Source organism: Hymenobacter roseosalivarius DSM 11622, from assembly GCF_900176135.1.
GTDB classification, from domain to species: Bacteria; Bacteroidota; Bacteroidia; order Cytophagales; family Hymenobacteraceae; genus Hymenobacter; species Hymenobacter roseosalivarius.
The window spans coordinates 26,838-41,519 of the sequence record NZ_FWWW01000058.1; the positions used below are offsets into that span (position 1 = coordinate 26,838).

Consider the following 14,682-nt stretch of genomic DNA (forward strand, 5'->3'; position numbering starts at 1 on the left):
CACTATGCTTGTGGTAAACTTTCTTTCTTCTACTTTCAAAGACTTAAAGCTAAAGTTGGCTTCAGCCTATAAAGCTGGGTGACTCTTGTCTTTTTAAAGCAAGCTAACCTAGCCCTAAGTTGATCCATTTGATAAAATATAAAGCCTGAACTGGCTCCACTATCTTATAAGTCGCCCAACTTATTTTCATGGCGGCTTTTTGCAATACTTCAGTAACACCACCCGTGGCCAAGCAAAAGAAAGAAACCACCGAAGAACCGCTCGAAAAGCAGCTCTGGAAAACCGCCGACAAGCTCCGCAAAAACATTGATGCCGCCAAGTACAAGCACATCGTGCTGGGGCTCATCTTCCTCAAATACATTTCCGATTCCTTCGAGGAGCACTACGCCAAGCTGCAAGCTGGTGAGGGCGAATACGCCGGGGCCGACCCCGAAGATAAGGACGAGTACAAGGCCGAAAACGTGTTTTTCGTGCCCGAGTACGCCCGCTGGCAGTTCCTGCAAAACAACGCCAAGGGCAGCCAGATTGCCGTGCGCGACCCCGAGGGCAAGGAAGTCATCGTGGGCATTGGCGGGGCCGTGGACAATGCCATGGACTGGATTGAGAAGGACAACCCCCCGCTGAAGGGCGTGCTGCCCAAAGTATTTGCCCGCCAGAACCTGGACCCTACCAGCCTGGGCGAGCTGATTGACCTGGTGGGCAACATCGCGCTGGGCGACGCCAAGGCCCGCAGCGCCGATGTGCTGGGCCGCGTGTTCGAGTACTTCCTGGGCGAGTTTGCGCTGGCCGAGGGCAAGCAGGGCGGGCAGTTCTACACCCCGCGCAGCGTGGTGGAGCTGCTGGTGGAAATGCTGGAGCCCTACTAGGGCCGCGTGTATGACCCCTGCTGCGGCTCGGGCGGCATGTTCGTGCATTCCGAGAAGTTCGTGACCGAGCACCAGGGCCGCGTCAACGACATTTCCATCTACGGGCAGGAAAGCAACCAGACCACCTGGCGGCTGGCCAAGATGAACCCGGCCATTCGGGGCATCGACAGCTCGCAGGTGAAGTGGAACACCGAAGGCTCGTTCCTCAACGACGCGCATCGCGACCTGAAGGCCGACTACATCATCGCCAACCCGCCCTTCAATGTGAGCGACTGGGGAGGCGAGCTGCTACGCACCGATGGCCGCTGGCAGTACGGCGTGCCGCCCACTGGCAACGCCAACTTCGGCTGGATGTAGCACTTCCTCCATCATCTGGCCCCCACGGGGCAGGCGGCCGTGGTGCTGGCCAAGGGCGCGCTCACCTCCAAAAGCTCGGGCGAGGGCGATATTCGGAAGGCACTGGAGGAGGGTGGAGTGATTGACTGCATCGTGAACCTGCCGGCCAAGCTGTTTTTGAACACCCAGATTCCGGCGGGCCTGTGGTTTATGAACCGCAGCCGCCAGGGCGATGGCCGCTTCCGCGACCGTAGCAATGAGATTCTGTTTATCGACGCCCGCAACCTGGGCTTCCTGGTGAACCGCCGCACCCGCGAGCTGTCGGCCGACGACATCAAGCGCATTGCCAACACCTACCACCAGTGGCGCAACCCCGGCGGCAGCTAAGCCGATGTGCCCAGCTTCTGCATGGCCGCCCCCCTAGCGCGGGTGCGCGAGCTGGACTACGTGCTCACGCCCGGCCGCTACGTGGGCCTGCCCGACGACGAGGACGAGTTCGACTTCACCGAGCGGGTTACCTCGCTGTGGGCCGAGCTGGCAGCCCAGCTAGGCGAGGAAGCCGCGCTGAACAAGCTGATTGCGGATAACCGGGCGAAGATTTTAACGGCTTAGGAAGTATGAGCGCGCAGACGGAAATACAGTGGGGGGAAGTGGAAACATTAGAGGAAGCGTCGCTTGACTGGACGGAATATAAATTCCACCAAGTTGTGGACGTAATTGACTCAATGCACAAAACACCTAAGTACAGCACCACAGGTTATCCTATGGTGCGTGTAACAGATGTGAAGAAAGGAGGGCTTGATTTGAAAAACACTTTGAAAGTGGACAAAGATGTTTTTGAAGAATTTTCCAGAAATCACAGACCAGCAATAGGAGACATTGTTTTTACTCGCGTTGGTTCTTATGGCAATTCAAGCATTGTTAAAACTAATGAGCCTTTTTGTCTAGGCCAGAACACAGTTTTTATAGTGCCAAAACAGGATGCAGCTTTCCTTTACTATTACCTAAATTCACCAGAAGGACAGTCACAGATTGAGGGTAGTGTTGCGGGTTCTACGCAACCAACAATAAGTCTAAAAAGCATCAAGGATTTTGATATTACCCTTCCCGGCCTTGCAGAACAACGCGCTATTGCCGCCGTCCTCAGCAGCTTGGATGACAAAATAGACCTGCTACACCGCCAGAACGCCACCCTAGAAGTCTTGGCGGAAACGCTGTTCCGGCAGTGGTTTGTGGAGGAGGCGAAGGAGGATTGGGAGGAAGGCTATTTGGGTGACTTATTTACCCTGCAAAGAGGATTTGATTTGCCGATTCAAAATCGTGCGCCCGGTAAATTTCCAATTCTAACGTCGAGTGGATATAGTGCTGGGCATAATGAATTTAAAATAAAAGGGCCGGGAGTTACAACTGGCCGAAGTGGAGTTATTGGGAAGGTCTTTTTTGTAATGGAGGACTTCTGGCCTCTGAATACTTCACTCTTTATCAAAGAGTATAAGCTGGGTACTCCTTTGTTTTCCTACTTCACCTTGAAGTTTGCAGACTTAGAAGGATTTAATGCAGGCTCAGCAGTGCCAATATTGAATAGGAACCATGTGCATGCACACGTTACACCAATTCCTCCAAAAGATTTGATAAATAGATTTGAGGAAGTGGCATATCCACACTTTAGGAAAACCTATCAGAACACTAACCAAATCCAGACCCTTTACACCCTGCGCGACACGCTGCTGCCGAAGCTGATGAGCGGCGAAGTGCGCGTAGCCTATTAATCACGATTCCGCTGTCTGCCCCATGGCCAAGCTGACTGAAAACGCAATTGAGGAGCTGGCCATCGAGCTGCTGCAAACGTTGGGCTACCAGTACCACTACGCTCCCGACTTTGCCCCCGATGGGCCGCACCCCGAGCGGGCCAGCTTCGCCGATGTGCTGCTGCTGGAGCGCCTGCGCGGTGCTATTGCCCGGCTAAACCCCACCATGCCGGCCGAGGCCCGCGAAGATGCCCTGCGGCAGGTGCAGCGCATTGCCTCGCCCGAGCTGCTGGCCAACAACGAGGCCTTCCACCGCCTGCTCACCGAGGGCGTGAAGGTGGGCAAGCAGCAGGACGGGCAGGAGCGCGGCGAGGTGGTGTGGCTGGTCGATTTCCAGCAGCCCGCCCGCAACGAGTTTGTAGTGGCCAATCAGTTTACGGTCATCGAAAACGGCCACCAGAAGCGGCCTGATGTGGTGCTGTTCGTTAACGGCCTGCCGCTGGTGGTGCTGGAGCTGAAAAACGCCGCCGCCGAAAACGCCACCCTCAAGTCGGCCTACCAGCAGCTCGACACCTACAAGGCCCTCATTCCGGGCCTGTTCACCTACAACGGCCTGCTCGTCATCTCCGACGGGCTGGAGGCGCGGGCCGGCTCGCTGTCGGCGGGCCTGAGCCGCTTCATGGCCTGGAAGTCGGCCGACGGCTGGCCGAAGCCTCGCACCTGGTGAGCCAGCTCGAAACCCTCATCCGGGGCATGCTGGCCCCGTCCACGCTGCTCGATTTGCTTCGGCACTTCGCGGTGTTCGAGAAGTCAAAGAAGGAAGACCCAAGACGGGGGTTATTGCCATTACGACGGTGAAGAAGGTGGCCGCCTACCACCAGTACTACGCCGTGAATGCCGCCGTGCAATCGACGCTACGGGCCGCCGGTCACACCCCGGCCGAAGTGGCTGCCGCCACGCCGCCCACTGGCCGCGGCTACGGGCGCGGCACCCCGCCACCCGCGCTGGCGCACGAAGCTCCCGAAACCTATGGCGTACCGGGTGTATCGGCCCAGCCCTTCGGCGACCGCAAAGGCGGGGTAGTGTGGCACACCCAGGGCAGCCCCAAGAGCCTGAGCATGGTGTTCTACACCGGCAAAATCGTGCAGGCCCTCGACAACCCCACGGTGGTCGTCATCACCGACCGCAACGACCTCGACGACCAGCTGTTCGACACCTTCGCCGCCTGCACCCAGCTGCTGCGCCAGGAGCCCAAGCAGGTAGAAAGCCGTGAGCAGCTGAAAGAATTGCTGCGCGTGGCCTCGGGCGGGGTGGTGTTCAGCACCATCCAGAAGTTTCAGCCCGAAGAAGGCAACGTGTACGAGGAGCTGTCGGCTCGGCGCAACATCATCGTGATTGCCGATGAGGCCCACCGTACGCAGTACGGCTTCAAGGCCAAGGAAGTGGACGTGAAGGAGGAGGGACAGGTGATAGGAAAGCGCACCGTGTACGGCTTCGCCAAATACCTACGCGACGCCCTGCCCCAGGCCACTTACCTGGGCTTCACAGGCACACCCATCGAGCAGACGGACGTGAACACCCCGGCCGTGTTCGGCAACTACATCGACATCTACGATATTGCCCAGGCCGTGGAAGACGGGGCCACGGTGCGCATCTACTACGAAAGCCGCCTGGCCAAAGTGAGTCTGAGCGAGGAAGGCAAGAAGCTGGTAGCCGATCTGGACGAGGAGCTGGACGCGGACGACCTCACCAACACCCAAAAAGCCAAAGCCAAGTGGACGCAGCTCGAAGCCCTCATCGGTAGCGAACGGCGCATCGCCACCATCGCCGCCGACGTGGTGGCCCACTTCGAGCAGCGCCAGGAAGTATTCGAGGGCAAGGGCATGATAGTCGCCATGTCGCGCCGCATTGCCGCCGAGTTGTACGCGGCCATTATCGCCCTACGCCCCGCCTGGCACTCGTCCGACCTCACCCAAGGCAAGCTGAAAGTGGTGATGACTTCGGCGTCCACCGACGGACCATCCATTGCTAAGCACCACACCACCAAGGAGCAGCGCCGCGCCCTGGCCGAGCGCATGAAAGACCCTGCCGACGAGTTGCAGCTCGTCATTGTGCGCGACATGTGGCTCACCGGCTTCGACGCGCCGAGTATGCACACACTCTACATCGACAAGCCCATGCAGGGCCACAACCTGATGCAGGCCATTGCCCGCGTCAACCGCGTGTATAAGGACAAGCCCGGCGGACTAGTGGTCGATTACCTCGGCATTGCCTCCGACCTCAAGAAAGCCCTCTCGTTCTACTCCGACGCGGGAGGAAAAGGCGACCCCGCCGTAGCTCAGAAGCAAGCCGTTGCACTGATGGCCGAAAAGCTGGAAGTGGTGCAGGCCCTATACCACGGCTTCGGGTACGATAGCTCCTACGACGCGGCCACTTCCACAAAGCTCTCGATGATACTGGCGGCCGAGGAACACATTCTCGGCCTGCCCGATGGCAAAAAGCGCTACATCAATGAAGTGACGGCCCTTTCGCAGGCCTTTGCGGGGTTCTTCTTGCAAACGGGCGGATTTACACGGTAAGGCGTCAAAACCTCATTTCTATTTCGGCAGCAGTGATTTGATGGTATGCCCATCACAAAGGATTTCCTTCTTGATAGGTTTGGTCTACCCTCTAAATTGCTTGGAATCGCTCTTTTTACAGGCGTTTCGACGCTACCCTTTTTGATAGGATGCGTTGAAGGGCTTAGCGTGTAAATCCGCCCTTTTGGAAGAAGAACCCCATTATGGGCCGCTGGCAGGGTAAACAGGGTATCTTGCCCCATCTTGATGCCCTGTTGGCGCAAGTCTTCTTGCAAGAGGCTATAGAGTTTGCGGCCGCCCATGCGTGGATGCTCCTAGCGCACGTGCGCAACTCGTTCCAGGACATACTGCTCGCGCTCCTCACTGCTCCACTGCCGCGTTTCGTGCTGATAATAGGCCTGTCGGCTAAACCCAAGTACTCCGCTGATCCACCGCAGGCAAAAGTGCGGACAGCTGACTCGTAAGAGCTGGACTACTGGGTAGTGGACTTTTTTTCGATGCTCAGGCCCAACTCTTGCTCGGCCACCCGAATGACGTTCTTGTAGTAGAGCACCTGCAGTTCGGCTTGCTCGAGCTGTTTCTGCAGCTGCTTCACCTGGCCCGTTAGCGCATCAGCGTGCTGCACCACTTGCTCGACGAGCGTAGTGGGCGGCTTTTTCTGCGTGTTTTCCATGGCTTGGGTACGCACGTGCTCTTCCTCTCGGACACGCGCCAGCCACTTGGTGACGGTCGAGCGGGTGCGTACTTGGTACTTGCCCATGGCCGACTCAATGGTGTGCCGGCCGCAGTTGATTTCTTCGACCATCTGGCGCATTTTCAGTTCATGCGTCTGCTTACAAAGAGAAATAAGTGTTCCATCTGCTGGGGAGTGATGGTCAACTCATTTTAGGACAAGACAACCTGTAAAGCGATAGCCGGACGAGACACCGTGGAAAAATAGCAGACCTGGAGGCTACCCTGGCCACGCATCAAGCCGACCAAGCCCTGACTAAAAAATACGATAAGTTGAAGCCCTTGGGTAGGTTAATTTGTGATTTTCAAACCTATGTGGAGCAAAACAGCTCCTCCATTGTGGACTATGCCGAGCGCCACCGCTACGGTGAGCGCGTCTCGACGGGCTTTGTCGAGTCGGCGTTTACCCAGGTGCTGGCCAAGCGCTTGGTGAAGCGGCAACAGATGCAGTGGACCAAGAAAGGGGCGCATCTGCTTGTGCAAGCCCGCACGAAGGTGCTCAACGAGGAGTGATAGGCTTGTTTTCTGCAACAATACCCCGGCTTCCGGCCACTGCCGGCGGAAACCTTAACAATGGCTGCCTAACCCACCTGCCCCACACTTTTTGATGCTCTCCACTACTTGCAGCTAGCGACCAAAGTCATCCTGCACCCGGACGATGTCGCCTTCATCCGAAGGCCAGTCGGCATCGGTGTGCTACCAGATTTCGGCCAGGATGCCCCAGCCCTGTTGGCCCACTAGTCGGTGCCGCTCGCCTTGCCGGATGACGATACGCTCGCCGGCCTGGTAGCTTTTCACGACCCCTTGCTCGTCGTCCTCGCTGGTGGCCACGCCCACGGGGCCCTGCACCACGCGCCATATTTCGGCACGTCGGTGGTGGTACTGCCACGAGAGGCGCTGCTCGGGAGCAACCACCAGGATTTTGGGGCTGAGCTTGCCGGCAATGCGCAGCGAATCAACCGATAGCCCCTCGAAGTAGGTACCGACAAACGCTTGGACCTGGGCTTCGTCGATGACGAAAAAACCGCCCCAGGGCCGAGCATCGTCCTGCGCGGCGATGGTGAAACCCTATTCGTTCAGGTGGGCCGCAGTCTGTTGAAATAGCTCTTGCTTTGTTGGGTTGTCCATGTGGCAACGGGATTGAGAATAAAGACGAGAAGAAATGCGGGTACTGGGTTCAGCCGCGCCGCGAAAACGGCACGCGCGTTGAGCTGCAGCTGCGCCTACGCGACGAGGTAAGCCGCGCCAAACACGCCGGCGCTGTCGCCCAATTGGGGCTTCACTACTGGCGTTTCAAACACATGGTCGAACACGTAAGGCGCCACTTTGCTCACGCCCTCGGTGTAGAGGCGGTCGATATTGCCCACGCCCCCGCCAATGACGATGACGTCGGGGTCGATGATATTGACCACGGTGCCCAGTGCCCGGCCGAAGTAGTTGACCAGGCGGAGCATCGTGGCTTCAGCGGCAGGGTCGAGGCCGGCAGCGGCCCGCTCGGTAATTTCCTTCAGAGACCGGGACTGGCCGGTGAGGCTGGCGTAGTAGCGTTGCAGGGCCGGGCCGGCCAGGACACTTTCGTTGCAGCCGTTTTTGCCACAGTAGCAGAGCGGGCCTTCCGCTTCGTTCAGGAAATTGTGGCCCCACTCGCCGGCCAAGCCGTGGAAGCCTTCCAGCGCCTGCCCGTTCACCACTAGTCCGCCCCCGACGCCCGTGCCCAGAATGATGCCGAACACCACCTTCGCATTGGGAAATTGCTGCTTCACCACGCCCAGGCGGGTTTCGGCCAGGGCGAAGCAATTGGCATCATTGGCCATTTCGATGCGGATGCCCAGCAGCTTTTCCAGGTCGGCCTTCATCGGTTTGCCGTTGAGGCAGATGGCGTTGCTGTTTTTGAGCAGCCCTGTGCGTGGCACCAGCGTGCCCGGCGTGGCCATCCCCAGGCTGGGGGCCTTGCAGCCCACCGATTGCTCCATATGGCCCACCAGCTGCTTAATCTGACCCAGGACGTAGTCATAGCCCTTATCAGCGCCGGTGGGTACCCGGTCGCGGAAGAGGACCTCCGGCTCCTGCGCCGATTTAAGAATAACACCCTCAATTTTAGTGCCTCCCAGGTCTAGGCCCCAGAGTTTTTCCTCGCGTTGAAAACTGTTCATGCAGATTGCAAATAAGCCCTTGCAGCAGGCTAAAAGTCAGGTATAAGACGTTTTGCCCATTGCATTACCGGCTTTCCACCAGTTGGGCAGCAGGGCTTCAGGGGTCATTTTCCCCTGTTCGACACCTTGAAGAGCCGTGCTCCGAACAGGGCGATGAAGGCATAGCAGATGATGGGCAGGTAGTAGGCCGCCGCAATGTCGTGGTTGGCAATTTTACCCATGAGGTAGGGGAACACGGCCCCGCCGGCCACGGCCATCACCAGGATGGACGAGGCCTGCGGCGTGAGCGGGCCTAAGTCTTTGATGCCCAGGCTGAAAATGGTGGGGAACATGATGCTGAAGAAGAAGTTAATCAGCAGCAGGGCGATGAACGACGGCCAGCCCCAGCTTTGCGCCACGATGATGCACATCAGCACGTTGGCCAGCGCGAAGGCGGTCAGCAGCTTGTTCGGCGCGATGTAGCGCATCAGGAATGTGCCCACAAAGCGTCCGCTCATCATCATCACCATAAAGAGCGAGAAGTAGCCGGCCGCGGTCTGGTCGCTGAAGTTCATTTTCTCTACCCCGTAGTTGATGAAAAACGCCCAGGTGCCACCCTGCGCGGCCACGTTAAGAAACTGCGCCACCCAGGCCCACACGAAGTGACGGTGCTGCAGCAGCTTCTTGGGCTGCGGGGCCGCCACGGCCGTGCCGGTATAGAAGCCAGCCTCGGTTTCGGCGGGCGCCGCGGCGGCGTGAGTATTCTGCAGGGGCGGCACCTTCACAAAGGCAAAGGCCACGGCAATGGCCAGGATGACGCTGCCAATGGCTACGTACAGAGTTTTTACCGACGATAAGTCGCCGTTGACGTGCGTTCCGTTCAAGATGAAGTAGCTGCCCAGCAGCGGGCCCACCACGGCCCCCAGCCCGTTGAACGACTGCGCGAAGTTCAGGCGCTGGTCGCTGGTGCGCTCGTCGCCGAGCGCGGCCATGAAGGGGTGCGCCACCGCCTCCAGCGTGGCCAGCCCACAGGCCAGCACAAACAGCGCCCCCCGGAAAAAGCCGAACGAGCCGGCATTGGCCGCGGGCACAAACAGGAAGGCGCCCAGCGCATACAGCCCCAGGCCCAGCAGCACGCCGTTCTTGTAGCCGAAGCGTTTCATGAACAAGCCCGCCGGAATGCCCATCACGGCGTAGGCGCCAAAAATGGAAAACTGCACCAGTCCGGACTCCGCCTTGCTCACATTCAGCACGTTTTGGAAGTGCTTGTTCAGCACGTCGCCCATCGTAATGGCAATAGCCCAGAGCATGAACAAAGACGAGATAAACGCGAGGGTTACGAAGTAGCGCCGCTCCGTGAAGGGAACGGCGGCGGGGGCGCTGACGGCAGTAGTAGTGGCGGGTTGCATGAGCGGGGGAATTTGAGAAATTTGAGGAAGTAAACCAGCCGGTTTCGGCTGGTCGCTGGGGTCGATGGGCAGCTGCCGGCTAGGGCAGCGGCTTGAAGCTGACGGCCGCCCCGCCGCCCGGGGCCAACCGCAGCGTGAGGGCCGAGCGGTTGGTGACCACCTGCCGGGTTATGCGGTAGGCCATGGGGTTTTTCGCCCAGTCGGCGTCCTTGCCATCGGCGTAGATGGTGGCCGTGTAGCGGCGGCCGGGAGTCAGAAAGTCGAGCTTCACGGGCTGCTGGCGGGCGTTTTCGTCGGTGATGCTGCCCAGGTACCATTCGTCTTTGCCCTTGGCCTGGCGCACGGTAGTGAGGTAGTCGCCCGGCTCGGCCGCCAGGATGCGGGTATCGTCCCAGTCCACGGCCACGTCGCGGATAAACTGGAAAGCATCGTCAAATTTGGCGTAGTTCTCGGGCAGGTCGGCGGCCATTTGCAGGGGCGAATACATGGTCACGTACAAAGCCAGCTGCTTGGCCAGGGTGGTGTGCACCTGCTTGCCCTTGTTCTGCGGGGCGTATTGGTCGAGCTTAATCTGGAAAATACCCGGCGTGTAGTCCATCGGGCCGCCCATGAGGCGGGTGAAGGGCAGGATGGTTTCGTGCTCGGGCGAGTTGCCCGCGCTCCAGGCATTGAATTCGTTGCCGCGGGCGGCTTCGTTGGCCAGCCAATTGGGGTAGGTGCGATGCAGGCCGGTGGGGCGCACGGGCTCGTGCATATCCACCATCAAGTGGTTTTCGGCCGTTTTTTGGGCTACTCGCACGTAATGGTTCACCATCCACTGGCCGTCGTGGTGCTCGCCGCGCGGGATGATGCGGCCCACGTAGCCGGTTTTCACGGCGTCGTAGCCGTGCTCGCGCATGAAGCGGTAGGCCGGCTCCATGCGCCGCTCGTAGTTGGTGACGGAGCCGCTGTTTTCGTGGTGCATGATGAGCTTCACGTTTTTGCTGGCGGCGTAGCGCTGCAGCTCGGTCACGTCAAAATCCGGGTACGGCGTCACGAAGTCGAACACCTCCTCCTTCCAGTTGCCAAACCAGTCTTCCCAGCCCACGTTCCAGCCTTCCACCAGCACGCCCTGCAGGCCGTTTTTGCCCGCGAAGTCGATGTAGCGCTTCACGTTGGCCGTGTTGGCCGCGTGGCGGCCGTGGGGCTTTAGCTTGCTGAAGTCGGTGTCGGCCAGCTTGATGTTGTTGGCGTCGGAGTACGACCAAGTTCCTTTGTTGATTTGCATCTCCCACCACACGCCCACGTATTTCTGGGGCTTAATCCAGCCCGTGTCGGTGAGTTTGCTGGGCTCGTTCAGGTTCAGAATTAGTTTGGAGGCCAGGATGGCAGGGGCGTTGTCGGCTACCACTATCGTGCGCCAGGGTGTGTGGGCCGGCGCCTGCAAATAGGCTTTGGCGCCCGTGGCGTCGGGGCAGAGCTGGCTGGTGAGGCCGTGGGTGGCCCCGTTTACCAGCAGCGCCATGGCCGGGTAGTTGACCAGCGCGGCCTCGTGAATGTTAACGTACAGCCCGTCGGCGCTCTTGAGCATGAGCGGCGTTTGCACGGCGTTCGGCCCAATGGGGGTTTGGGTGGCAATTTCGGGCGTGGGCTTGGCCGCGGCGGCGCTCACCTCGCTGAGCTTAGTGGTGGAGTAGAGGTATTCGTTGGTGTCGTAGTCGCCCCGCATCCAGAACGCCCGGTGGTCAGCGGGCAGGTTGAACTCGGTTTTCTCGTCCGACACCGTGAAGTACTTGAGGTTAGCCTGCTCGGGAAACTCGTAGCGGAAGCCCACCCCGTCATCGAACAGCCGGAAGCGCAGCACCAGCTGCCGGTTTTGCGCGGCGGCCTGCTGCACAGTCACGGCCAGCTCCTGGTAGTGGTTGCGAATCTGCTTCACCTCGCCCCAGACTGGCGCCCAGGTGTCGTCGTGCCGACTCGAATCGACGTTGGCAATGGTGAACCCTTTGTCGAAGCCCGGCTGGTCCTGCAGCAGTACCGCCAGCCGGCTGGGGCGCACCACCGTCCGCGCCCCGTACTTCAGCTCATACGTCGGCTCGCCGGCCGGGCTGAGCTGGAACGTCAGCGCGAGCTTGCGGCTGGGCGAGTGAATAGTTTGGGCAGGGGCCACGAAGCGTAATAGCGTGGCGGCGACTAGCAGAATGGAGAAACGGTACTTCATGCCGGCGTGGGCGTTGCTCTTGTTTTGGTGAAATGCCCCCTTCCAATGAGGGCAATTGTGGCGTAGACCAATTACATCAATGAGAACGTCATGCTGAGCTTGTCGAACCAGCTCTACCGCTTCGTCAGGCTTCCCTCTCCTTGGGAGAGGGGCTTGGGGTGAGGTTTGCGTGAGCGAGATGCTTCGACTGCGCTCAGCACAACCGTTCTTTTGAGTTACTTACTTTCTGTCCGCCGGTGCTAGTTCACGGGGCGGGTAGCCACGGCAATTTTAGAGTCGGCCGTGCCGTAGTAGATAAACCACTGGTTTTTAAACCGGGCCAGCCCTTCTAGAAACACCACCTGGTTGATTTGGCCGGTGGTTTCGTAGGGCAGCTCCGGGCGCATAAAGTAGTTATCCATGCGCTTGAGCAGCTTGGTCGGGTCGTTTTTATCGAACAGAGCCTGGGCGGCGGTGTAGGTGCCCACGGGCAGGTTTTTGTCGCCGAAAGACGGCTCGTTGCGACTGTTGTAAATCAGGAGGATGCCCTGGTCGGTAATCATGGCCGGTGGGCCCGATTCCACTAGGTCGCTGTCGAACTTGCCTTCGCGGGTCGGCAGCACAATCTTCAGGTTGGGCATGGTCAGGGCGTGGGCGCGCAAGGGCACCGGCGGCTTTTCGCCGGCCGCCATTTCGACGGGTGTCCAGTTAATGAGGTCGTCCGACGTGGCCAGCCAGATTTGGGCATCGCCCCAGTACATCCAGTACTTGCCATTGATTTTGGTGGCCACGATGCGGCCATCGTTCTCGTAGCGCGACACGATGGAGCCCGATTTGCTCCACTTGTCCACGTATTTGCCGCCGGCCGCCTTCGTGAATACGTTGCCGTACTTGGTCCAGTTCAGCAGGTCGGGCGAGGAGGCAACGTGCATGCGGGCCTTGTCGCCGTCGTAGGCGGTGTAGGTCATGTAGTAGGTGCCGTCTTCGCTTTCCACCACGCGCGGGTCTTCCGTGCCGCCAAACCATTCGTACTTCTTATGTACGTCGTTGTCGGGGTGCAGCACGGGTGCTTTGCGCCGGGTAAAGTGTAGGCCGTCGGTGCTGGTAGCTAAGCCGATGCGCGAAGTCTTCTTGAACTTCCCCACCATGTTTTCGGCGCGGTACAGCATGTACACCATGCCGTCCTTCACCACCACCGCCGGGTTAAACACGTCCTTTTCTTCCCACAGCACTTCCTTCTTCAGAATGGGGTCCTGAAAGCGGCCCACCGTGCTCGGGCCCATGATGGGGTTCACGCTGTCCACCTTGGTGAAGTTCAGCAGGGCCCAGCTGTCGCGCGTGGGAGCGGGCGGAGGCTTCACGGCCGTAGTCGTGGCCTTGTCGGCCTCATTGCTGCCGCAGCCCATCAGCATAGCCAGCGCCAGGGTGGCGAGGCTCCCGGCCAAGCGGTGCGCAGTTGTATTGAAATTACTCATTCAATTTCTCCGGTAAAACGTGAAGGTATAAACAATTATCTCCCACCATTCCAGGTCAGAACAGTGGGAGATAAGCAGGCATGGTCCGTTAAAAGTGGCCTGACTTACAGGGTGCTCTCGATGGTGTAGATGGACTGCACCTCCGCGTCGGTCAGGGCGCGGTTGTAGATGCGGATATCGTCCATCTGGCCTTTGAAGAAGGCAGGGCTATAGTACTGGAAGTAATCGGGAGCCTGGCCACCTTTAGGGGCACGGTTGTACACGTCTTTGGGCAGCTGTTGGCCAATGGTCAGGTTTACGGGCTCAGGAATGGCCTTAATGGCCCCGGTTACGTTGGTCCAAGTTTTCACCAGGGCGCCATTAATGTAGAATTTCATGGTGCCGTCGACGTACGAGGAGGCAACGTGGGTCCACACGTTCACGGGCACGATGCCCGAATCAGCGTCGCGGTCGGCCGTGGTCGAGGTGGTGGTCACGGTGAGGAAAGGCTTGTTGTCGCCCTGCAGCTGGAATTTGTAGCCGGTCCAACGGTTCAGCGACACCAGGTAGTTATCGGGGTTGGTGTCGTTACGCTTGCACCACACGCTCAGGGTCAGCGCCTGGGGGTTCAGGGCTGCTTTGTACGGCACCTCGATGTAGCCGCCGCCGGCGAACTCATACGCCTGGCTGGCCCGGCCAAACCGGTCGGCCGTCAGCATGGGCAGCGTGGTGCCATCGGCGGGGGGGGTTGGGAACTTGGGGGCGGCCCCGGCCGGGCCCGTTTTCAGCACGCCGTTGTTGCCGTTGGCGGTGGCGTCGTTGGCATTGCCGGCAAATTTCCAATGGGCTACCAGGTTAGCTGCCGATACCTCCTGAATGAGGCTGGTGGCAAACGTGGCGGCGGCGCGGCGCAGGTTGGCTACCGAGGTATTCACGGCTGCTTGGGTGGCCGCAGCGTCGTTTTTCACACCAGTACCCAGGTCGATGGCCGTTTTGAAAGTCGCTTTCGAGCCGGTGGAGTAGGTGCCGGGCTTGGTGCCTTCCACGGCCGCGTTGTGAATCGCGGTTACGGAGTCAATCACCGCCGTCAGCTTGGTTTTGTCGGCGTTTACCTGGGGCTTGGTGTCCTCCGTTTTGGAACAGGAAGAGACTACGGCCATGGTGCCGAACAGCAGCCAGGCAAAAAGGAACAAGTAAAATTTTTGGTTTTTCATGTTGAGGTTGGGAATGAGAAAAAAGTGGGAATT

Annotated in this window: 11 protein-coding genes and 2 pseudogenes; 6 read left to right on the forward strand and 7 right to left on the reverse strand. The window is 59.2% G+C overall.

The window, feature by feature from the left end; all coding sequences use genetic code 11:
- Positions 1-188: 188 nt before the first annotated feature.
- The 5 genes and pseudogenes from B9A24_RS22650 to B9A24_RS08390 all read left to right on the forward strand — a co-directional run bounded on the left by B9A24_RS22650 (position 189) and on the right by B9A24_RS08390 (position 5,529).
- Positions 189-1,589 (forward strand): annotated as a pseudogene (locus B9A24_RS22650) (type I restriction-modification system subunit M).
- Between the two features lie 21 nt (positions 1,590-1,610).
- The gene (locus B9A24_RS22295) at positions 1,611-1,814 is read left to right on the forward strand and encodes a type I restriction-modification system subunit M (RefSeq protein WP_200813888.1); all 204 of its coding nucleotides are present in this window, start codon (positions 1,611-1,613) and stop codon (positions 1,812-1,814) included.
- A gap of 5 nt (positions 1,815-1,819) precedes the next feature.
- Positions 1,820-2,971, forward strand: coding sequence for a restriction endonuclease subunit S (locus B9A24_RS08385; protein WP_084444728.1), 1,152 nt, complete (start codon positions 1,820-1,822; stop codon positions 2,969-2,971).
- A 22-nt stretch (positions 2,972-2,993) separates the two neighbouring features.
- The gene (locus B9A24_RS22300; protein WP_200813889.1) at positions 2,994-3,677 is read left to right on the forward strand and encodes a type I restriction endonuclease; all 684 of its coding nucleotides are present in this window, start codon (positions 2,994-2,996) and stop codon (positions 3,675-3,677) included.
- A gap of 127 nt (positions 3,678-3,804) precedes the next feature.
- Entirely contained in the window at positions 3,805-5,529 is a 1,725-nt protein-coding gene (locus B9A24_RS08390) for a type I restriction endonuclease subunit R (protein ID WP_200813890.1), read from the forward strand.
- Between the two features lie 472 nt (positions 5,530-6,001).
- Here B9A24_RS08390 and B9A24_RS08400 read toward each other — a convergent pair whose 3' ends face one another.
- Positions 6,002-6,343: a hypothetical protein gene (locus tag B9A24_RS08400; protein ID WP_084444730.1), complete on the reverse strand. Its 342-nt coding sequence runs from the start codon at positions 6,341-6,343 to the stop codon at positions 6,002-6,004.
- A gap of 218 nt (positions 6,344-6,561) precedes the next feature.
- On the opposite strand from B9A24_RS08400, the pseudogene B9A24_RS08405 reads away from it, so the two are divergent.
- Positions 6,562-6,774, forward strand: a pseudogene (locus B9A24_RS08405) (ISKra4 family transposase); the annotation flags it as partial.
- A gap of 183 nt (positions 6,775-6,957) precedes the next feature.
- Here B9A24_RS08405 and B9A24_RS08410 read toward each other — a convergent pair.
- From B9A24_RS08410 to B9A24_RS08435, 6 genes are all read right to left on the reverse strand, one after another.
- Positions 6,958-7,320, reverse strand: a complete 363-nt coding sequence (locus B9A24_RS08410) for a cupin domain-containing protein (RefSeq protein WP_317044234.1) — start codon at positions 7,318-7,320, stop codon at positions 6,958-6,960.
- A gap of 164 nt (positions 7,321-7,484) precedes the next feature.
- Positions 7,485-8,414 (reverse strand): ROK family protein, encoded by a 930-nt coding sequence (locus B9A24_RS08415; RefSeq protein WP_084444732.1) that lies wholly within the window; start codon positions 8,412-8,414, stop codon positions 7,485-7,487.
- A gap of 104 nt (positions 8,415-8,518) precedes the next feature.
- The gene (fucP, locus tag B9A24_RS08420; RefSeq protein ID WP_084444733.1) at positions 8,519-9,802 is read right to left on the reverse strand and encodes an L-fucose:H+ symporter permease; all 1,284 of its coding nucleotides are present in this window, start codon (positions 9,800-9,802) and stop codon (positions 8,519-8,521) included.
- A gap of 79 nt (positions 9,803-9,881) precedes the next feature.
- Positions 9,882-12,002: a glycoside hydrolase family 97 protein gene (locus tag B9A24_RS08425; protein WP_084444734.1), complete on the reverse strand. Its 2,121-nt coding sequence runs from the start codon at positions 12,000-12,002 to the stop codon at positions 9,882-9,884.
- A 239-nt stretch (positions 12,003-12,241) separates the two neighbouring features.
- Entirely contained in the window at positions 12,242-13,456 is a 1,215-nt protein-coding gene (locus B9A24_RS08430) for a glycoside hydrolase family 130 protein (RefSeq protein WP_234997112.1), read from the reverse strand.
- A gap of 104 nt (positions 13,457-13,560) precedes the next feature.
- On the reverse strand, positions 13,561-14,649 hold the full coding sequence (locus B9A24_RS08435; RefSeq protein ID WP_084444735.1) for a LamG domain-containing protein: 1,089 nt from the start codon (positions 14,647-14,649) through the stop codon (positions 13,561-13,563).
- Between the last annotated feature and the right edge of the window lie 33 nt (positions 14,650-14,682).